General features: G+C 38.1%; 14 protein-coding genes and 1 riboswitch. Of the genes, 2 read left to right on the top strand and 12 right to left on the bottom strand.

Features of this window, described 5'->3' with window-relative positions; all coding sequences use genetic code 11:
• Positions 1-105: 105 nt before the first annotated feature.
• From AB1278_RS02120 to AB1278_RS02090, 7 genes are all read right to left on the bottom strand, one after another.
• Complete coding sequence (locus AB1278_RS02120; protein WP_429812115.1) at positions 106-2,208, bottom strand: prolyl oligopeptidase family serine peptidase; 2,103 nt, start codon at positions 2,206-2,208, stop codon at positions 106-108.
• A gap of 86 nt (positions 2,209-2,294) precedes the next feature.
• Positions 2,295-2,972 carry a hypothetical protein gene (locus tag AB1278_RS02115; protein WP_429812112.1) on the bottom strand — a complete coding sequence of 226 codons (678 nt, stop codon included), beginning with the start codon at positions 2,970-2,972 and terminating at the stop codon, positions 2,295-2,297.
• A gap of 72 nt (positions 2,973-3,044) precedes the next feature.
• Positions 3,045-4,130: a peptide chain release factor 1 gene (gene prfA, locus AB1278_RS02110; RefSeq protein ID WP_062676053.1), complete on the bottom strand. Its 1,086-nt coding sequence runs from the start codon at positions 4,128-4,130 to the stop codon at positions 3,045-3,047.
• 147 nt (positions 4,131-4,277) lie between these two features.
• Complete coding sequence (locus AB1278_RS02105; protein ID WP_429812108.1) at positions 4,278-5,576, bottom strand: APC family permease; 1,299 nt, start codon at positions 5,574-5,576, stop codon at positions 4,278-4,280.
• Positions 5,577-5,583: 7 nt separating this feature from the next.
• Complete coding sequence (locus tag AB1278_RS02100; RefSeq protein WP_429812105.1) at positions 5,584-8,016, bottom strand: TonB-dependent receptor plug domain-containing protein; 2,433 nt, start codon at positions 8,014-8,016, stop codon at positions 5,584-5,586.
• A gap of 93 nt (positions 8,017-8,109) precedes the next feature.
• Positions 8,110-8,214: riboswitch (SAM riboswitch) on the bottom strand.
• Positions 8,215-8,473: 259 nt separating this feature from the next.
• Positions 8,474-11,311, bottom strand: a complete 2,838-nt coding sequence (locus AB1278_RS02095) for an alpha-amylase family glycosyl hydrolase (protein WP_429812102.1) — start codon at positions 11,309-11,311, stop codon at positions 8,474-8,476.
• Between the two features lie 193 nt (positions 11,312-11,504).
• Entirely contained in the window at positions 11,505-13,583 is a 2,079-nt protein-coding gene (locus AB1278_RS02090; protein WP_429812099.1) for a T9SS type A sorting domain-containing protein, read from the bottom strand.
• A gap of 154 nt (positions 13,584-13,737) precedes the next feature.
• Between AB1278_RS02090 and AB1278_RS02085 the strand changes: the two genes are divergently transcribed.
• Complete coding sequence (locus tag AB1278_RS02085) at positions 13,738-14,610, top strand: helix-turn-helix transcriptional regulator (protein ID WP_411414569.1); 873 nt, start codon at positions 13,738-13,740, stop codon at positions 14,608-14,610.
• A 93-nt stretch (positions 14,611-14,703) separates the two neighbouring features.
• On the opposite strand, the gene AB1278_RS02080 is transcribed toward AB1278_RS02085, so the two are convergent.
• Together AB1278_RS02080 and AB1278_RS02075 are read right to left on the bottom strand one after the other, a co-directional pair.
• Positions 14,704-14,988, bottom strand: coding sequence for a hypothetical protein (locus AB1278_RS02080; protein ID WP_170872059.1), 285 nt, complete (start codon positions 14,986-14,988; stop codon positions 14,704-14,706).
• 93 nt (positions 14,989-15,081) lie between these two features.
• Positions 15,082-16,689, bottom strand: a complete 1,608-nt coding sequence (locus AB1278_RS02075) for a fumarate hydratase (RefSeq protein ID WP_202840072.1) — start codon at positions 16,687-16,689, stop codon at positions 15,082-15,084.
• A gap of 225 nt (positions 16,690-16,914) precedes the next feature.
• Here AB1278_RS02075 and fumC point away from each other — a divergent pair, with 225 nt between their 5' ends.
• Positions 16,915-18,309: a class II fumarate hydratase gene (gene fumC, locus AB1278_RS02070; protein WP_202840074.1), complete on the top strand. Its 1,395-nt coding sequence runs from the start codon at positions 16,915-16,917 to the stop codon at positions 18,307-18,309.
• Between the two features lie 75 nt (positions 18,310-18,384).
• Here fumC and AB1278_RS02065 read toward each other — a convergent pair whose 3' ends face one another.
• From AB1278_RS02065 to AB1278_RS02055, 3 genes are read right to left on the bottom strand one after another with little or no spacing between them, the layout of a single operon-like run.
• Positions 18,385-19,425 (bottom strand): outer membrane beta-barrel protein, encoded by a 1,041-nt coding sequence (locus AB1278_RS02065; protein ID WP_411414568.1) that lies wholly within the window; start codon positions 19,423-19,425, stop codon positions 18,385-18,387.
• Between the two features lie 30 nt (positions 19,426-19,455).
• Positions 19,456-20,067, bottom strand: a complete 612-nt coding sequence (locus AB1278_RS02060; protein WP_202840076.1) for a hypothetical protein — start codon at positions 20,065-20,067, stop codon at positions 19,456-19,458.
• The gene (locus tag AB1278_RS02055; protein ID WP_137904819.1) at positions 20,054-20,614 is read right to left on the bottom strand and encodes an RNA polymerase sigma factor; all 561 of its coding nucleotides are present in this window, start codon (positions 20,612-20,614) and stop codon (positions 20,054-20,056) included. The genes AB1278_RS02060 and AB1278_RS02055 overlap by 14 nt, the downstream gene beginning before the upstream one ends.
• Between the last annotated feature and the right edge of the window lie 153 nt (positions 20,615-20,767).

The following is a 20,767-nucleotide window of genomic DNA, read 5'->3' as shown; positions in this document are numbered from 1 at the left end:
TAAATATCCGCCTTAAAAATAAGAATTATAAACATAACAACATAAAAAAAACAGTCAATTTTAAATAAAATCGACCGTTTGTTTAAATATTTTACTTTTTTAAAATTATTTCTTTATTCCCATCTCAAACAATGCAAATGATATAAGATCTGCATTTTCACTGATCACCTGATCTGTAGATCTTCCGGCGCCGTGTCCTGCATTCTTTTCAATTCTTAAGAGAATAGGTTTTTTACATGCCTGTTTTTCCTGAAGCTCTGCACCAAATTTGAAAGAGTGTGCCGGAACAACCCTGTCATCGTGATCACTGGTGATAATCATTGTGGAAGGATAACAAGTTCCTGCTTTTACATTGTGTACCGGAGAATAAGATTTAAGGTATTCAAACATTTCTTTACTGTCTTCTGCAGTACCGTAATCATAAGACCATCCTGCTCCGGCTGTAAATTTATTATACCTCAGCATATCCAGAACTCCAACTCCGGGGAAGGCTACTCGGGCAAGATCAGGTCTCATTGTCATTGTCGCTCCTACCAGTAATCCTCCGTTTGATCTTCCTGACAGCGCCATGTATTCTTTTGAAGTATACCCTTTACTTTGAAGATATTCTCCGGCAGCGATAAAGTCTTCAAAAACATTTTTCTTCTGCTGTTTAGTCCCGGCATCGTGCCACTTTTTACCGTACTCACCTCCTCCACGGATATTTGGAACAGCGTAAATACCGCCATTCTCCATCCAGATGGCATTAACTACAGAGAATGATGGCTGCAGGCTGATGTTGAAACCTCCGTAAGAATACAGAATAGTAGGGTTTTTACCGTTAAGTTTAGTTCCTTTCTTGTAATTGATCATCATAGGTACTTTTGTACCGTCTTTTGAAGTATAGAATACCTGTTCTGAAACATAGTCATCCGGATTAAACTTCACTTTAGGTTTTTGATAGATTTCAGATTTTCCTGAGTCTACATTGAATTTATAAGTAGTTCCCGGTGTAATATAATTGCTGAAAGAGAAGTAAACATCTTTCTCTTTTTCTTTTCCTCCGAACCCTGAGATATTTCCTTTGCCGGGAAGTGCAATTTCTCTGATCAGTTTTCCGGTTTTATCAAACTGTTTTACCTGATCAATAGCATCAATCATATAGGTTGCGAAGAAATATCCACCACCTGAAGAAATTCCCAAAACATTTTCTGTTTGTGGAATGACATCTTTCCATGTTGCCGGAGCCGGGTTACTGATGGTTGTTTTTACAAGACGCATATTCGGTGCATCTTTATCTGTGAAAATGAAAAGATCATCACCCTGTGTGTCTACAATGCTGGCATTGATATCAAATCCGTTCATAATCTGCACAAAATCTCCGCCTTTTTGAAGGTCTTTTATGTACAATTCATTACCATTTGTAGCATTAGCTGCAGAAATGATAAGATATCTCTGGTCTTCAGAAACTCCTGCACTTAAATATCTTCTTGGCGTTTTCTCTCCTCCGAAAATCAGTTTATCTTCAGACTGCTTTGTTCCCAGCTTGTGAAAGTATACTTTATGTTTATCAGTCATCCCTGAAAGAACTGTTCCTTCTTTCGGTTTGTCGTAGCTTGAATAATAGAAGCCTTCGTCTCCCTGCCATGAAATTCCACTGAATTTTACATCCAGTAAAGTTTCATCAATTTGTTTTTTGGTTACTGCATCAATGATGATGATCTTGTTCCAATCGCTTCCTCCTTCAGAAATAGAGTAGGCAGCAAGGTTACCTTTTTTATTGAACGACAGGTTGGAAAGAGAAGTTGTTCCCTTTTCTGAAAATTTATTAGGATCTAAAAAGACTTCTGTAGCATTGGTCTTGTTGTTTGTTCTATACAAAACAGACTGAGCCTGCAGACCGTCATTTTTATAATAATAGGTATAATCTCCTTCTTTGAAAGGTGCAGAAATTTTTTCATAGTTCCAGATTTCCTTCAACTGATTTTTAATTTTATCCCTGAACGGAATCTTAGAAAGGTAATTCTGGCTGTAAGCAACTTCTTCATCCACCCATTTTTTTGTAGGTTCAGAATCATTTTCCAGATCTCTGAAGGGATCAGAAACGGCAGTTCCAAAATAGGTATCTGTCTGGTTTCCTTTTAACGCTTTAGGGTAATTCATTTTCTGAGAATAAAAAGATGCTGAAAATAATACTCCAGCTGTTAACAATATAGGCTTAAAATTCATACTGATCGGTTTGTCTCAAAAATACGTAAAGTATGTGAAATAAAAAAAGCCCCGTTGTATTGGGACTTTCTATACTTTATAATCGGTTATTCATTGGCTCCGAAGCTTTCAAAATAAAAATCGGTAAGGTTGGAAACAATCTCATCCGGGCTTCCGTTCCAGTAATATATTTTGTCTCCTACTTTCATTTCGTAAAGATTAAAACTCTGATCAGCTGTTACCATTTTATCAGCATTTTTGAAATCCTGCGCTGCCTGAACCAGATATTTTTTCAGTTCTTCTGCTTTTATTTTACTCAGATCGCCTTTTGGTCCGGAAGTTAATTTCGAGGGAACCAGAAAGCTTACGGAATAACTTATTTCTGCAATTTTTTCGTCCTTAACATATTCATTCGGTACCACTTTTACATTTTTAACAGTCAGTTTTCCTGTTTTAAAATTCCCAAACATCGCAATAAAATACTCTTCCGCCTCTTTTTTGCATGCTGCAGCCGTGGCTTTAGGGAAAGCAGCCAGAAAATTCTCAACGCTGCCATTTATCATTTCTTTTGAAGTTTCCTTAAAATCTACCTGATACGCATTCTGGCCTTCTACAGTAGGTCTTAGATAATCGTTAAGTTTGTTCAAAGCAGTTTCATCATTATTCACAAAAGTTCCGAAAAAGAGTTCAAAGGCTTCTTTGGGTTTCTTCACTTCTGTCTGAGCCATCAGCTGTTGTCCCATCACGGAAAGCAATAGCAGGAAAATAATTTTGTAATTTTTCATAGTTTAAATTGTATTTAGTATGTAAAAAAGCCTCTGAAAAATCAGAGGCTGTATTTTAATTATTTCGATTTTTTAGTAATTTTCTTCTTCCCCTTTCATCTTTTCTGCATTTTCTGCCATGATTACGGCATCAATCATTTCAGAAATATCGCCATTCATGTAAGCATCAAGATTGTACATAGACTTGTTGATTCTGTGATCTGTAACTCTACCCTGTGGATAATTGTACGTTTTAATTTTTGCAGAACGGTCACCGGTAGAAACCATGGATTTACGTTGTGCAGCGATATCTCCCTGTACTTTCTGTAATTCGATATCGTATAGTTTTGTTCTCAGCATTTCCATCGCCAGCTCACGGTTAGCAAGCTGAGAACGAGCCTGCTGACAAACCACAACAAGTCCTGAAGGCTTGTGGGTAAGCTGAACTTTCGTTTCAACCTTGTTTACGTTCTGACCTCCGGCACCACCTGAACGGGAAGTCTGCATTTCAATATCTGCAGGATTCAGTTCAAAATCTACTTCTTCAGCTTCCGGAAGAACTGCCACTGTAATGGCAGAAGTGTGTACTCTTCCCTGAGATTCTGTCTCAGGTACACGCTGTACACGGTGAACTCCGGATTCAAACTTCATGATTCCGTAAACACCTTCTCCTTCCACCTTCATGATCAATTCCTTGTATCCTTTCGCTGCTTCATTAGAATCTGTCACTTCATGTCTCCATCCTTTTGTTTTGAAATACATGGTATACATTCTGTAGATATCTTCCACAAAAATAGCGGCTTCATCACCTCCGGTTCCGGCACGTAGTTCCACGATAACGTTTTTATCATCTGCAGGATCTTTAGGAATCAGCAATACTTTCAGCTCTTCTTCCAATCCCGGAAGTTTAGCCTGAGCTTCCAGTTTTTCTTCTTTAGCCAGATCTACCAGATCTCTGTCTGAACCATCTGCGATAATTTCTTCAGATTCTGCGATACTGTCCAAAGCGCCTTTGTACTGATCATAAACTCTTACAATTTTTCCCAAATCACTATATTCTTTGTTCAAAGAAGAATATCTTTTTTGGTCTGAAATGACATCAGGCTGTATAATAAGGTCTGCAACCTCATTATATCTTTGTTTTATAGCTTCTAATTTTGGAATTAATGATTTAGACATTGTAGAAATTTTGTGGGTGCAAAGATAAGGATTATTAATTCAAAATTAAAATTCCAAATCATCATAAATTTTTGAGCATTAGGGATAAAGAGTCAAAAAGGTAAAAAAGCTGAATTGTAAAAATGTTTATGATATTGAAATCAGGCTCTAAGATCCTTTAGAAAGTCTTCTGTCTATCAGATATAAAATAATTCCTACAGCGATAATTCCCAATCCTACCAAGCTTTCCTTAGGGTTATGAATGAATGTAAAATAGAGAATATAGATACTGAACAGCAGAAAAACAGCCGGAAAAATATGGAAAGCATTCGACTTAAAAATCTTTCTGTCTTTTTTCTTCAGAAAGAAAACCGTCGAAATCGCAAGACTGGCAAAAAGCTGTAGTATAAAAGCTGTATAAACAAAAATTTCTTTAAAGCTTCCCGTTAAAATAATAATAGCAGCAATCACAGCATGGGCAAAAATAGCTCTTACCGGAATTCCTTTTGTATTTCCAGATGATAAAGGTTTCCAGATGTGGGTATGTTTTGCAAAAGCCTGTGTCAGTCTTGAGCCAACCCACAAGTATCCACTTATGGTTGCAATCAGCTGCAGAGCTATAAAAATATTAACAATTTTTCCAAAAGCCGGACCCAACATATTGACTGCTGCTTCGCCCATCACATCTTCTTTTCCTGCCAGCTGATTTACAGGAGCATGTTTCAGCATAATATAATTCACCAGAATATAGCTCACCGTCACAAAAACAGTTCCTATAATCAATGATTTAGGAAGGTTTTTCTGCACATCCTTTATTTCTCCCGCAATATAGGAAGCTGAATTCCAGCCTGTGTATGAATAGGTCACAAATACCAGAGAGGTTGCAAAGGCAGGAAGCATGATCTCATTCTGCCAGCTGTCACTGAAATTAAGGCTGTTGCCGATCTGGGGTGAATTTGAAATTCTTACTCCAAGAATAACCAGTACAATAATAAAAGCGATCTTAATGAAGGTAAAAAAGTTGTGAAACCTGCTGGATGTTTTCAGGCTGAATGATAATGCAATTGCCACCAGGAATATCGCGGCTATGGCAAATCCGTTTCCAAAGCTATAATCAAATACAGAAAGGTATTTTGACATAGCCAATGCTGCCAGCGCTACGGGAGAGGAAAATCCTATGATGAGCGAAATCCAGCTTATGAGATATCCGAAAATCGGATGATAGGTTTCTTTAAGATAAATAAAATCGCCTCCGTTTCCTTTAAAATGGGAGCCCAATTCTGCGTAGCAAAATGCCCCGAACAAAGCGAGAACCCCTCCGATGCTCCATAGCAGGAAAATACTGTAGGTGTTGGTAATATCGGAAAGCTGAAATCCCAGGGTGGTAAAAATCCCTGTTCCGATCATATTGGAAACGACAATGGCTGCGGCTGTTTTCCAGCCAATCTGATGTGAGGCAGTACTCATTTAATGATTAAAAATTAAAATTAAGCCTTCCGAAGAAATAATTCCCCAGCGTTCCCATCTGTACAGGCGCATATTTGAATACTCCATAATATGAATTTTTATAAATCTGGCGGTCCGGAAAGACATCAAATATATTGTTGGCTCCTACTGTAAAATTGATACTTTTGGTGATATCATACCCAACGCTGATGTCTGTCACTACTTTTGGTGAGAATTCCTGCACGTCTCCAAACGGATAACCATCTCTTATTACCTTACCAAAATAGGTATTTCTTACGAGAAAACTGAATTTTCCTATTCCATAATTTAATCCTAATGAAGCTTTTGTTTTTGGAGACAGTGTTTCAATGATATTGATCTGATCGGGACCAAAAAACTGATCCTGAGGCGTTCCTAAGTTTTCAGGAAAATGAAAATCTGTGATTTTTGTTTCCGTATAGTTTCCGGCAAGATTCATATTTAATTTTCCGTTCCCAAGAATCCAGTCATAGGAAACCACTACATCCACACCTTTCGTTTCTGTATCAATAGCATTGGCGAAGAATCTTCCGCTTTCTACCTTAAACTGATCTAATCTTGGGTCTGTAATATTGCTGGTGATCACAATTCTGTCCTTTACTTTGATCCAGTATCCATCTATGGAAATAGTCAACTTATTAAATGGCTTCAGGGTAAATCCGGCACTTGCATTGACAGAAGTTTCCTGCTTGAGTTTATCAAACCCAAGAATTTTAGCGGCTTCGCTATCGTTGCTGAATATTCCTTTGGTAACAATCTTTGAACCGGAAGTAGAAATATCCGCATAGGAATTATTAAAATATTGCTGTTGCAATGATGGTGCTCTGAATCCTGTCCCAACAGCGGCTCTTACCGCATAGTTTTTTACAAACTCATATCGTACAGCGAGTTTTCCATTCAAGGTATTTCCGAAATCTGAATAATTTTCAAACCTGGCAGCAGCATCAATATTCAGTTTTTTATCCAAATCATAGGAAACATCTGCATATACTGCGGTGGAATGTCTGCCTTTCTTCAAGGCATTGTTAGGAGAAAATCCGATAAAGGATTGAGATCCGCCTGCTCCAAGTACTGTAGATCCTTCAGTGGCCACATTTCCATTGATATCATATTGGGTATAAGAAGCTTCATCACCAGCTTTAATCTGGTATTGTTCAAACCTGAACTCACCACCGAAAGCAATATTGAAACGGTTTATATTTTTGGAAACATCAAGATTCATGGTATTCTGCAGAAAACTATGGGCGCCTGCATAAAAACTTGTGGGTGATTTTGCACCCAGAGAAGCATTATTGGTATTGCTTACCTTATAATTGAAGGTATTGCTCCCGAACGTATTACTTAGGTCAAATAGCCAGTTGTTAACATTATATTTTGCACCTACAGCATAGGAAACATCATATACCTGAGACCCAAGAACCGCCTGAAAACCATTCGGATAAATGGATGAAACCACATTAGACTTTTCGCTTGGCAGTCTTCTGAAACCAAACCCTTCTCCTTCTTTAATACTGAAACCTCCGAAAGAATAGAGTTTAAAATGATCATTAAAAGGGTATTCTGAATTGAAAAACAACTGTCCCTGTCTGATCTGGGCATCTCCGATCTGAAAATTGAAATCATCACGGGTCAACCCTCTTTTTTCAATTTCGGCATCATCCGCAGCTCTGGCTGCTTTTACCGCTTCAGCGTCACCTGCAAATTCATACGCAAAATTATCTCCGAAAATATCCAGATCGTGATTTTGAGTTCTTGTTGTTTTTCCTCTGTGGCTTAATTGCAGGGATAGATTGATATAACCATCTTTTTTTCCTAATGAGGTACCATAGTTGACTCCTGCCTGGTAAGTATCTCCATCATTTCTTCCGCTTAATCCGTAAGTAAGGCTTGCTGAAGCTCCGGCATTTTTCTTAAGAATAATGTTGATCACTCCGGCAATAGCATCAGATCCATATTGTGCAGCAGCTCCGTCTCTTAACACTTCTATTCTATCAATAGCAATTACGGGAATGGTACTCAAATCTGTTCCTACAGAACCATTTCCTACGGTATTCTGATAATTGACCAATGAAGTAGTATGTCTTCTTTTTCCGTTAAGCAATACGAGAACCTGATCGGGGCCCATTCCTCTTAATGTTACCGGATCAATATGCTCTGTGCCATCAGAAGCAGACTGCCTCACTGCATTAAACGACGGAATCACATAATTCAGGAGATCCTGAGCGGTCATTTGCGGAGTGCTTCTCTGGATTTTATCGATATTGATAACATCTACAGGAACCGGCGTCTCCAGTTTTGTTCTTTTAACATTACGGTTTCCGACGATGATGATATCTTCGATCTGTTTTCCTTTTTCCTCACTTTCCTGAGCAGCTACCAGAATTGCCCCAAGCAATAGTACAGCTGTGCTTAATTTTTTCATTTTTGTTCTTGCCAATTAATACTACCAATCTGACGGATCTTTCCGCAGATACACAAGACTTCAAGAAATGGAATTCATATAGAGTATTGACTTCAATTATCTCTCCCAAAGGGTTGGAATTAGCACCTTTACACGCTGGAATTGTGCAGGTTGCTAAGGTTTCACCGGGCCAAATCCCTCCACCTTTCTTGATAAATCTACGGCAAAAGTAGACTATTTTTCTGAACTTACAAAAAAAGCAAATCTGCTGATCTGCAAATTTGCCTTTTATTTTGTATGGAACCTGTTTAAACTTTTTATTTTTGAACCATTAAGATTTAATAAGAGTTTAAGAGGATTAAGAGAAACTTAAAAATCAGAATGATTAACCTTAACTATACTTTATTTCTTAAACCTTCTTAATGGTTTTTAAGATATTAAATATTTTTTATAAGTCTAGACAACTAAATCTTTTGTTTTATTTAATAATCATCTTTTGAATGGCTATTCCTGTATCTGATTTCAACTGCACAAGATACGTGCCTGCCGGATAATCAACCTTCAAATTATAAGTTCCGCTCTCTTTATCGAGTTTGAAAGTATCCAGTTTTTTACCGGTCATATCAAAAATTGAAATTTCCCCATTTTTTGCTTTATTGAAAACCAGTTTAGCGATTCCATTTCGGACAGGATTATCTGCAATCTGAAGAGATAATTTGTTGGCGGCATTGACATCTGCTGTTGACAAAGCACCCGCGTAATTACCAAAGATTCTAAATTCTCCCGGTTGTAAAGTGATTGGAGCTGTTGTGGAAGCTACATTTGAAATACTGTTGTCCATCAGATTCTGCCATTGACCTGTGTAAGGGAAATAAGGCACTACATTCTGTGCGGAAGTCGTGTAATTGGCCAATACGACAACATTCTTTATTCCTGTTGTAATAGAGGCATCATATACATAAATTCTTGTGATCAGACCATTGGGGTCGTTCGTAAGATTGTTGGATTCTATACTATAGGTTTTCGATTTAAAGACCTGATGACTGTTTCTGATGTTGATGATTTTAGCCCATGTATCGTAGACCGCCTTTCTATTCAGATCAGTATCATATCCGAGCGTAAATGCAACAGGTTTCTCATCGGTTCTGCATCCGCTGTCTATCGTACCGTTTGCACATCTGTTGATGCTGAATTCATATCCTAATTCTCCAAACTGCCAGATCATTTTCGGACCAGGGATAGTAAAGAACGTGGCCCCGAATGTTTTCATTCTTTCAAGAGCGGTATTCAGGTTTTTTACATCATAGCTTCCGTTCGCTGCACCGTATGCAAGGTTTTTAAACATCAGTCTTTCTTCATCGTGGCTTTCTCCATAGCCTACGGCACTCATATTGGTAAATCCGTGAAGACTGTGGTTCATTCGGTCGTAATTGCTGTTTTCCTTATATCCCATCGTATTCTGATTGTAAGGATCTGTCTGTTTATTCCAAAGCATAACGCCTTTTCCTTCTGCTATTCTGTAATTCGCCCATTGCTGTTCTTCTGCATCAGTTCCAAGGTGTTCGAAGATCATATAAGAATTGGGATCAATGGCCCATTGTTTATCAGCATAATTTTTCATGATATCCACTCTGTCCTGCTGGTAGGCATTGGTACAGGCCTCATCATTTTCAGAACAGCTTTGCGTAAATCCTTTGGTTAAATCCCAACGGAATCCGTCTATGTGATATTCAGTCAGCCATTGCTCAAGACATCTTTCAACATAATATTGCGTTGAAAGGCTGGTATGGTTAAAATCGTTAAATACATTGTATGAATGTTTCGGAACCTGATTAAAGTAAGGGTTGTTGGCTGCAACATTTCCATAGCCATCACCATCCGGATCAATATTCCAGAGTCTTACCAGAGGTGAACGTCCTGTTGCGTGATTAAATGCGACATCCAGAATGACTGCAATTCCGTTCTGGTGGCATACATCTACAAATTCTTTGAATTTTTCGGGAGTACCGTAGGCTTTGTCCAATGCATAATGAAAAGAAGTATTATATCCCCAGGAAAGATTTCCGTCAAATTCCATGATGGGAAGCAGTTCTATAGCATTGATTTTCAAATTCTTTAAATAGGAAATTTTATTGATCAGTGACTGCCAGTTCTTTTCCTGTGTGAAATCTCTCAATAATAATTCATACACTATAAGATCCTGTTTCGCAGGTCTTTGAAAATTGGTAACCTGCCAATTATAAGCGGTCTGGCCTGTTTTAAATGTTGACACTTCAAAACCCTGCCCGGCAGGAAATGCTGGTAAGTTTGGATAGGTAGAAGCGGAAATCCACGGATCATCATAAGAGGAAAGAATTTGTGGAGAATAAGGATCTGCTACTTTTCTCAAATCGTTTGTTCTGTATTGGAAGGTATAAAGCTGCTGAGGAGTGATTCCATTGAGTTCAATCCAGTACAGATCGGGATTTGTGGTGTCTTTTTTCATTAAATAGGTATCATTCACCGTCCAGTTATTGAAGCTTCCTATGACGTGTACAAAATTTTTCCCCGGAGCATATAAAGCCAATCCCACCTTGGTTGGATCTGTCGGATGATAATTGATTCCCTGTCTGATCCAGTTGGGTATTGCCTGGGAAACAACATTTCTCGGAACCTGTACAATGAATGCTGCCGTTTTGGAATTGGTTCCCTGTGTCGCCACAAGTTCCATATTTGCATCCTGAGTAACCGTATAACTGTAAGAATAAGATTGTGAAGGCGTTGTTGTTGAATTGACAACAGTTCCGTTAGCTTTTAATTGAAATGTAACATTGGTACTTGCCGTCGCCGTAATAGTAATGGAATTTCCCGTAGGAACTGAAGTGAGGCTGTTCGCTAATGGATTTGTAAGCGTCAAGTTTAAAGTACCTACGTTTACAAAAATATCTGGTGAAGTCTGATGCGATCCCGTCCTATCCTTTAATAAAAACCCAAATCTTCCGATTCCTGTTCTTCCGAAAAATGAAGCTGGGGTAAATGTTATTGAATAGCTGTCTGTTGTGGCATTATAATTCAGTTTATTCAGATCATTGGAATTATTCCAGCTACCATTGGTAGGGCAATCCTGACTGTTCTGATAATTGGTATCAAACGACCAGGTCCAGATATAAATGGCATTGTTGGAAACGCCCCACGCAGACTCATCAATCTGATCCCCGGGAACAGTAAGCGTGATCGCATCTGTTTCGTTGAACGGATCAGGAGAAATTGTATAATTGATCTGTCCGAATACAGCCATGGTAATCAACAGAAAAACAACAGAATAAAACTTTTTCATTTATTATTTTTTATCGAATATAGTATAAATTTTTCTTCATGACCACTATTCCTCTTCGGTATTCATCAAATATTTCTATTTTTTCGGAGAAATAATAATAAAAAAAGACTCATGAAAATTTCATGAGCCTTCCAATAAAAGTAATTGTAATAAACTAAATTCTTTTGGCGAAATCTTTGGTATTGAGATCCGCTTACTCCTTTATAATCTTTTTAGAAACAGATTGTCCGTTCTTCAACTTTAACTCTACGATGTATAATCCTGAAAGAAGTTCAGTCAAATTGATCTGATGATCCGAGAACTGTACATTCATTCTTTGCCCTACAGCATTGGTAACGTTTACTTTTTCAATTCCTGAATCAGCTTTAACCATAAGAATTCCTTTGGTTGGGTTAGGATACATTTCAATAACAGATTGATTCAGTTTGATTTCTGAAGTACCTAAAGAAGATGCAGGCTTGATACATCTTACTGATGATCCCTGCCCTCTCATAGCTCCGGCAGATGGATTGGCAATCGTTGATCCGATATACAGATATTTCCCTCCCAGACTTGATGTATCAGAACTCCAGAAATATCCTCTTTGCCCTACAAAAGTAAAGTTCCCGTCACTGGAGCTTCTGTAGCCTCCTGCCGGTAATTTAAGATGACTGTTATAAGCCGTTGTTGGGTTAGAAATACTTTCAGCTCCAATTAAAGTAGTCCACTCTGCCTGAGAAGGCAATTTCCATCCTGCTCCTATTGCTTTACATGGATCTATTCCGGCGGATGCATTCACATCCGCAACAGATACTCCTACCCACGTATCTGAACCTGCAAAACCTGCCCACCATCCTGGAGATCCTGCAATATAACTTCCCGCAGTGGTATTTGTTCCTTCCGGAGTATTAGGTGATGGAGCCGGTACGATCTGAGAATTTCTAAGCTGGTGACCATCATCCCATCTTCCCCATTGGAAAAGGTCCCCATAAGAATTCGCATCAGCTGATGATGAAGCCACCTGTGAGCTCCCCAGATTCTGCTGAAGCCATATTTTTCCATCTGCTCCTCTTACCGTAGTATAAGCAACCTGTTGTCCACGATACATAAAACTTACACAGCCTATGTCTCCTGCATTAGCTCCAGGGTCTGTGTTGCTGCATGTTTGTGGATTCAGGTTCAGAGAAATTCTTTTCACCTTTGCTGTATTGTCGGAATAAGCCAAAACAAGATAATTTTGTGCCTTATCTATTGCTAAATCATTGTATTTTGCCTCTCCAGCTGAAACAAAATCTCCTCCAAAAGGAACCCAGTTTTGTGAATCGTCTAATTGATAAACGGTATTTCTCAGGAAATTATCATTTTCAAAACGGCTGGCTACCACATATGGCTTTCCTGATTCTGTTACGGCTAAGGCAACATGCTGTACTCTTCCCTCAGAAAAATTGGCATTTCCAACCTGCACCCAGGAGTTTCCGTCAAACTTTCTGACATTCAACTTCCTTCCTCCTCCGGAGTTGGAAACATAAGCAACATAGATTGTGTTTGCTCCATCTAAAGCAATATCAGCATTATACTGCTCTCCTGATGAAGAAGCATCTGCAGCTGTTCCGCCTACCAGACTCCAGTTTTGTGCTGAACTTGCATCTGTACTGTTCTGATATACTTTTATCCCTCCGGAAATATTACAGGTATAGATCATATTATTGGTTCCGATGACCATTTCAGCGAAGTCAGCACCGCCCGAAAAACCTGCATTTCCTATCTGCTCCCATGCTCCTCCGGAATATCTTTTAACCGTTCCTGAACCATAAGAACCATACGTGAAAATGATATTATCAGAGGAAACGGCAGAAGCCTGATAATTAACGGAACTGTCTGTAACATTCGGAAGCTGAGACCATAAAGACCCTGTAAATAAGCGTACTTCCATCCCGGAGCCTGGATAACCAAGCTGATTGGTATAATAAATACTGTTTCCGTTCGGACTTATAGACAATGAGTTGTAAGTGGCTGTTCCTGTAGTAACTCCGGGCGTTCCTCCTAAGTAAGACCATGAGTTTCCGTTAAATTTCTGAACAGAGCCTTTAGCTACTGAAACATCATAATAGGACAGATAATAGTTTCCTGAGTTATCAATAACAAGATTATTAAAACTGCTTCCTCCTGCAGATACATTCTGAATGCCTCCTACATTTTCCCATTGCTGGGCATACATATAGCTTCCAGCAACGGTTAGCAATGCTAATCCTGTTCTGATTTTCCGTATTGCAAAATGTAAATCTTTAAACATATGAAATATTATTTTTAATTATTCTAAATTTAATTTAATTTTGCGCAAAAGTACTTCACATCATCAACCCCGAGTTATCATTTTCGAACTTTTGGTTATCCTGCGGAGGACTTTTATCGTAAGAAGTTGTACCATGGCTGTAAAAATGTGTTGTATGAGGAGTCAATTAAAAAGTGGACATTTGTTCATATCCGAGGACATCAAAATCATCATGCAGGAAGACCTGCGTCCTGATCAATCCTTCAAGTCTCATATGCTGGAGGGAAAGTCAAGTTTTAATTTGATTTTCATGTTGAGTGATGGTATTAATTTAGAAGGTCATGATTGCGGAACCCAGTTTTTATTCAAAAAAAATCAATACATCCTCCATTATTCTCCTAAAGAAAGTGTTGCTGAACTCTGGACAGAAAACCAGGAAATTCTGAGGTACCTCCAGATTCAGATCAATTATCAATATATTTTTAACCTCATCAATCCAAAGCTTAATCGTGAAAATGCTGAAATTCTGGAAAACATGATTCATAATAATTTCATTTTCCTTCATAAAGAAACGCCGCCGGACATGACGGTTGAGATGCATATGATTGTAAAAGAGATTCTGGATTATAATAAGAAAGGAATCATGCAGAAGTTATTTATAGAAGCAAAGATTATCAAACTTCTTATCCTGATCTTTGAGCAATTTAATGAGAAAAACATTTTCGAAGACACTCCAAAAACGTCTGAAATGATCAGGAAATTCATTGATGAAAATTACCATAGAAATATAAAAGCAGAGGAAATTGGAAAATATTTTGGACTGAACCAGAATACTGTCAGAAAGGAATTCAAAACGCAGTATCATACAACGATTGCTCATTATATATCAGAACTCAGGATGCTGAAAGCAAAGAAAATGATTACCAATAAAGAAATTATGATCAAAGAAATTGCTATTGAGTGCGGTTATGAATATCTCCAGAACTTTACGCGGGCTTTTAAAAAGAAATTTGGGGTATCTCCGGAAAGTCTGAGGAATAATAAATAGAAAAACCGCTTAATTGCTTAAGCGGTTTTATATATGTTGTTTTGCTTTGATATTACTTTTTCAGAATTCAGGTGAAAAAGCAATGACAATCAATTAATGATGATGTCCGTGATCGTGAAGGAAAGGTCCGTTTCCTTTAGGCTCGCTATAGATAACTTCTACACCTTCCTGCTCAGAAATAAGCTTTCTTCTGATATCTTCAGGATCGAAAGGCTTTACTTTTCCGAAATACTCTTTCAAACCTTCAGTTAGCCACATTGGGATTACTAATCCGAAGAACATAAAAATACACCAGAATCCTACTAGGAACATAGTAATGAAGAATATAGTCCAAAGGAACTGGTAGAACGGCCAAAATGCTGATAATATCGTTATCATTCTCTTAAAGATTTTAGGCAAAAATAGAACTTTTTTCCTTTTTACACAAAAGATCAGCGTTCTATTTTGTTATTTATTTTAATTTTAAACTAATTAGTGAGCAAGATTTGCAAAGAAATCATTGCCCTTATCATCGGAAATGATGAAGGCAGGGAAGTCTTTTACTTCAATTTTTCTTACTGCTTCCATTCCTAATTCCGGGAAGTCTACCACATCTACAGATACAATATTGTCTTTCGCAAGAATGGCAGCCGGCCCTCCGATAGATCCAAGATAGAAACCTCCGTATTTATGACATGCATTGGTAACATCCTTACTTCTGTTTCCTTTTGCCAGCATGATCATACTTCCACCATGGCTTTGGAATTCGTCTACATAAACGTCCATTCTTCCGGCAGTAGTAGGCCCGAAACTTCCTGAAGCCATTCCTTCCGGAGTTTTTGCAGGTCCAGCGTAATAGATCGGGTGATTTTTGAAATAGTCCGGCATTGGTTTACCGCTGTCGATAATTTCTTTGATTTTTGCGTGAGCAATATCTCTTGCAACGATTAATGTTCCGTTCAGTTTTAATCTTGTTTTGATCGGATATTTGGAAAGCTCTGCAAGAATTTCCGGCATTGGTTTGTTCAGATTAATCTCAACAGCTTCTTCCAGATGTGGAGGAGTATCAGGTAAGAATCTTTTCGGATCCTGTTCCAGCTGCTCCAGGAAAATTCCTTCTTTGGTAATTTTCCCTTTGATATTTCTGTCTGCAGAACAGGAAACTCCCATTCCTACCGGACAAGATGCCGCGTGTCTCGGAAGTCTGATCACTCTTACATCGTGAGTAAGGTATTTTCCTCCAAACTGAGCTCCGATGGCACTTTCCTGGCAGATTTTCTGAACTTTAGCTTCCCATTCAAGGTCTCTGAATGCCTGTCCGGCTTCATTTCCTTCTGTCGGAAGATGATCATAATATTTTGCTGAGGCTTTTTTAACGGCTGCAAGATTGGCTTCAGCTGAAGTTCCTCCGATTACCAATGCTAAGTGGTATGGCGGACATGCAGCGGTACCAAGGTCTGAAATTTTTTCTTTGATGAATTCTTCAAGAGATTTTTCGTTCAGTAAAGATTTCGTTTTCTGATATAAGAATGTTTTATTGGCGGAACCTCCTCCTTTCGTTAAGAATAAAAATTCGTAATAATCTCCTTTTTTAGCATAGATATCAATCTGTGCAGGAAGGTTGGATCCGGAATTCTTCTCATCAAACATCGTTAAAGGAACGACCTGAGAATATCTTAAGTTTCTTTTCTGATAGGTATTGTAAATTCCTTTGCTCAGGTATTCGCCATCATCTACTCCTGTATATACATTTTCTCCTTTCTTTCCCATTACAATCGCTGTACCTGTATCCTGACATGAAGGAAGAGCTCCTTCTGCAGCTACTGCAGCATTCTGTAAAAGGTTGTAAGCAACGAATCTGTCATTATCTGTAGCTTCAGGATCATCAATAATTCTTCTAAGGCTTTCCAGGTGCGAAGAGCGAAGCATGAAAGAAACATCTGCCATGGCTTCTTCTGCCAATAACTCCAGTCCCTTCGGATCTACTGTTAAAATTTCTCTGTCACCCAGCTTTTCAACCTTTACATAATCTGATGTAAGTTTTTTGTACACCGTATCATCTTTCTGAATAGGATACGGATCCTGATATCTAAAATCCATTCAATTTTTGTTTGTACAAAAATACGCCTCCTTTAAAAAAATATGAGTAAAATCAGTCATTTATATTGATATTTATAATGATTATAAATTGGAGGTTTCTGAGTTTATAAGTACCTTTATAGAAGCTAAATAAACAAAGCCAAAATATTATTTATTTCATTAAACATGATACTACCAACAATTTTTTTGGCGTAAAAAATAAAAGATCATACAAATTTCAACACTATGAATTACAGAATAGAAAAAGACACCATGGGAGAAGTGCAGGTACCTGCAGATAAACTTTGGGGTGCACAGACGGAACGTTCCAGAAATAATTTCAAAATAGGACCTGAGGGTTCAATGCCGCATGAAATCATTGAAGCTTTTGCTTATCTGAAGAAGGCTGCCGCTTATGCCAATACTGATCTGGGAGTACTTCCTGTGGAAAAAAGAGATATGATCGCGAAAGTATGTGATGAAATTCTGGAGGGAAAATTGAATGACCAGTTTCCTCTTGTGATCTGGCAGACGGGTTCCGGAACACAGTCGAACATGAATGTGAATGAAGTGATTTCCAACAGAGCCCATGTCAATAACGGCGGCACATTGGGAGAAAAATCTGAAATCCACCCGAATGATGATGTGAATAAATCTCAGTCATCCAACGATACCTATCCCACTGCCATGCACATTGCTGCGTATACCAAAGTGGTGGAAGTAACCATTCCCGCTGTTGAGAAACTAAAAAATACGTTGTCTGAAAAATCAAAAGCCTTTAAAGATGTTGTCAAGATCGGGAGAACCCATCTCATGGATGCCACTCCGCTTACTCTTGGGCAGGAATTTTCAGGTTATGCAGCCCAGCTGGAATTCGGATTGAGAGCTTTAAAAAATACCCTACCTCATCTTTCTGAGCTTGCCTTAGGAGGAACTGCTGTAGGAACAGGATTGAATACGCCTAAAGGCTATGATGTAAAAGTAGCGGAATATATTGCTCAATTTACAAAACATCCTTTTGTTACTGCTGAAAATAAATTTGAAGCCCTTGCTGCACATGATGCGATTGTAGAATCTCACGGAGCTTTAAAGCAGCTGGCTGTTTCTTTATACAAAATTGCTCAGGATGTTAGACTGATGGCATCAGGGCCACGCTCGGGAATTGGGGAAATTCATATTCCTGAAAATGAACCGGGATCTTCTATTATGCCGGGGAAAGTAAATCCTACTCAGAATGAAGCGATGACGATGGTTTGTGCTCAGGTTTTAGGAAATGATACCACCATTTCATTTGCCGGAACTCAGGGGAATTATGAACTGAATGTTTTCAAACCGGTAATGGCGTACAATTTCCTGCAATCTGCCCAATTGATTGCCGATGCATGTATTTCTTTCAATGATCACTGTGCGGTAGGTATTGAGCCGAATCATGAGAGAATTAAAGAGCTTGTAGACAAATCTTTAATGCTTGTAACGGCTTTAAATACTCATATCGGATATGAAAATGCCGCTAAAATTGCTAAAACAGCCCATAAAAACGGGACAACATTAAAAGAAGAAGCCATTAATCTTGGCTTGTTGACTGCTGAACAGTTTGACGAATGGGTAAAACCTGAAGATATGGTTGGAAGCTTAAAATAATGATTTTATAACTGATACTATGTAAAAACTCCGGGAGCCATTCCCGGAGTTTTTCATTTGCTATCAAAGTAATATTTAATCTAATCCAATGGTTAAGCCGAATATCAGTGCTTTATCATTTTTGAAATAACCGTCTTTAAAGAAGTTGCTGAAATCTTTTTTAACAAATAAGCTGAAACTGTTATAAGAAACAGTAAGCTGTGCTCCGTAGACGAAAGGATTCACCTGATAATTTCCACGGTCTCTCATTTCGCCATCGTTTCCTTTTACAATATTGTTGGTAGACATTTTTACGCCACCATATACATTGGCTCCAATTTTAAATCCTGTGTAATAACTTCTGTACTGAACATCCATTCCACCATTCTTAAGTTTGGAAAAATTATACTGCATCCCAAGAGGAACAATAATATATCCTGTTCTCAGTTTACTTTTATCAAGGCTGCCGCCATATTGAGACAGAACTACTCCCTGATCTGCACTTTTGGTAAAGAACATATTATTATCTGTCCTCACCGTTCTCCATGAAAATCCCAGTCCTGAAGTAATAGCCCACGGACTTGTTCTGCTAAGCTGATAGTTCAGTTTCAGACCGAATTCCAGGTTATTGGCATATCCGATATTCTTATCCAGTTCATTATCCGGAGAACTGTTTGTCAAAGTCATGATTCCGTATGAGAAATATCCGGTAAAGCTTCTTGTAGGGCGGAATTTTTTCAGCAATTTTTCTTTAAGCTCTTCTTTGGAAGTCACATCAGTATTCAGAAGAGAATATCTTACCTGCTTCTGAATCACATCATCCAGATCAAATCCCAGTTCTTCAATCCTTTTATCCATTTTTTCAGAATAGCGGTCTGCAATCTTAGCTTTTTCTCTGTCAAAATCTGCCTTATCAAGATTTTTTGCCTGCAGAACCAACAGTTCTTCTTCCATCAGCTTTTTCTCTTCCTGGATAATGGTATTGATTTTTGCTGCATATTCTTCTACTTTCTCTTTTACAATTGGGCTCACCTCTGTATCTTTTTTAGAAGAAAGGTTAATATTGAAGGTCTTCTGTGCATAGAATGATGCGGAAAAAGAGCACATCAATCCCATTACGATTAATTTCTTGATCATATTATTAATTTTTAAATTTTTACGGATACGTTATCTGGCATTCAGATCGATAGTAGTCGCCACGTTACTTCCATCTTTTGTTTTTTCGATGACATCTTTATGTTCTACTGAAAAAAGAAGTGTGGATGGGTCTACATATTTCTTCTTTTTAACCGGAGTTTTTAAAGAATCGGCTTTTGCCATGAGCTGAGGATGAGTAAGCTGTGGAATTTCCTGTTTTTTCAAAGGAAGGTTTTCTTTGGGAATCAGTGGAGTCTGTGCAATTGCCACCGCAGAAATCCCTTCTGCTTTATCGGAGGGTGATGTTTGATTCTCTTCTTTCTTTTCATTGTTCTGAGCTGCCAGAGAAATATTATCGTGAATAGAATCAGTTACTATTTTATCAGAAGAAGTTTTTTCTGCAGTCTTCACCATGACAGGTTCAATCTCTGAAGGCTGATTGAGAAAAAACAGAACAGTACCTAAACCGAAGGTCAACATTAAACATGCTGCCACTAAAAACCAGTTCATTTTTGATTTGGAACCGCGATTATTGTTATTATGAAACTCAATTTCAGACCAGAGATCACGGGAAGGAGCAATCTCTCTTTCCTCCATCTGTTTTTTGATCTGGTATTCAATAGTATCTTTAGACGTTTTCATTTTTCACTTTTTTTTGTTGTTGAAAGTAAATATTTCTTAACTTTTCTTTTGCTCTGAACAACTGTGTTTTGCTCACTGCCACTGAAATCTGTAAAGTATCTGCAATTTCCTGATGAGAATATCCTTCCAGTACATACAGGTTAAAAACCATTCGGTAAGCATCAGGCAGCTGATCTAACAGATCCTGCGCATTAAAATCACAATCAATCTCCGGCTCGTGGATGTCTTCATGAAAAGATGGGTTAATCTCGTCCAGATAGAAAACGGTTTTATGACTTTTGATAAAGTTCAGGCATTCATTCACCACAATTCTTCTTGCCCAGCTATCCAGATTCGATTCTCCTCGGAAGCTTTCTATATGTTTAAAAATTTTACAGAATGCTTTGATAAGACAATCTTCCGCCTGATACAAATCGCTCACATAGCTTTTGCTGACACTCAGGAATTTCCTGACATTCTGCTCATAGAAAATCTTCTGCGCAGCCGGATCCTGTTTCTTCAGGAGGCTCAACAAATCATTTTTTTTATTTCCGAACAAGAGTTTCATGTTTATGCTGTTTCTATACTAAAGACAATCAAAACAAAAAAAGGTTACAATTTTTGAAAAAAAATTTTATTTACAATCTGTTTTAAACTTTTCAGACTCTTATAAATTCAATAATAAAAAACGCAAAGAATTCATTTACCAGATGTATAATTT

Origin of the sequence: Chryseobacterium sp. NRRL B-14798, from assembly GCF_050470705.1 — a bacterium.
Taxonomy (GTDB): domain Bacteria; phylum Bacteroidota; class Bacteroidia; order Flavobacteriales; family Weeksellaceae; genus Chryseobacterium; species Chryseobacterium cupriresistens.
The sequence above is the reverse complement of the archived record's forward strand: the minus strand, read 5'-3'. Positions and strand labels throughout refer to the sequence as shown.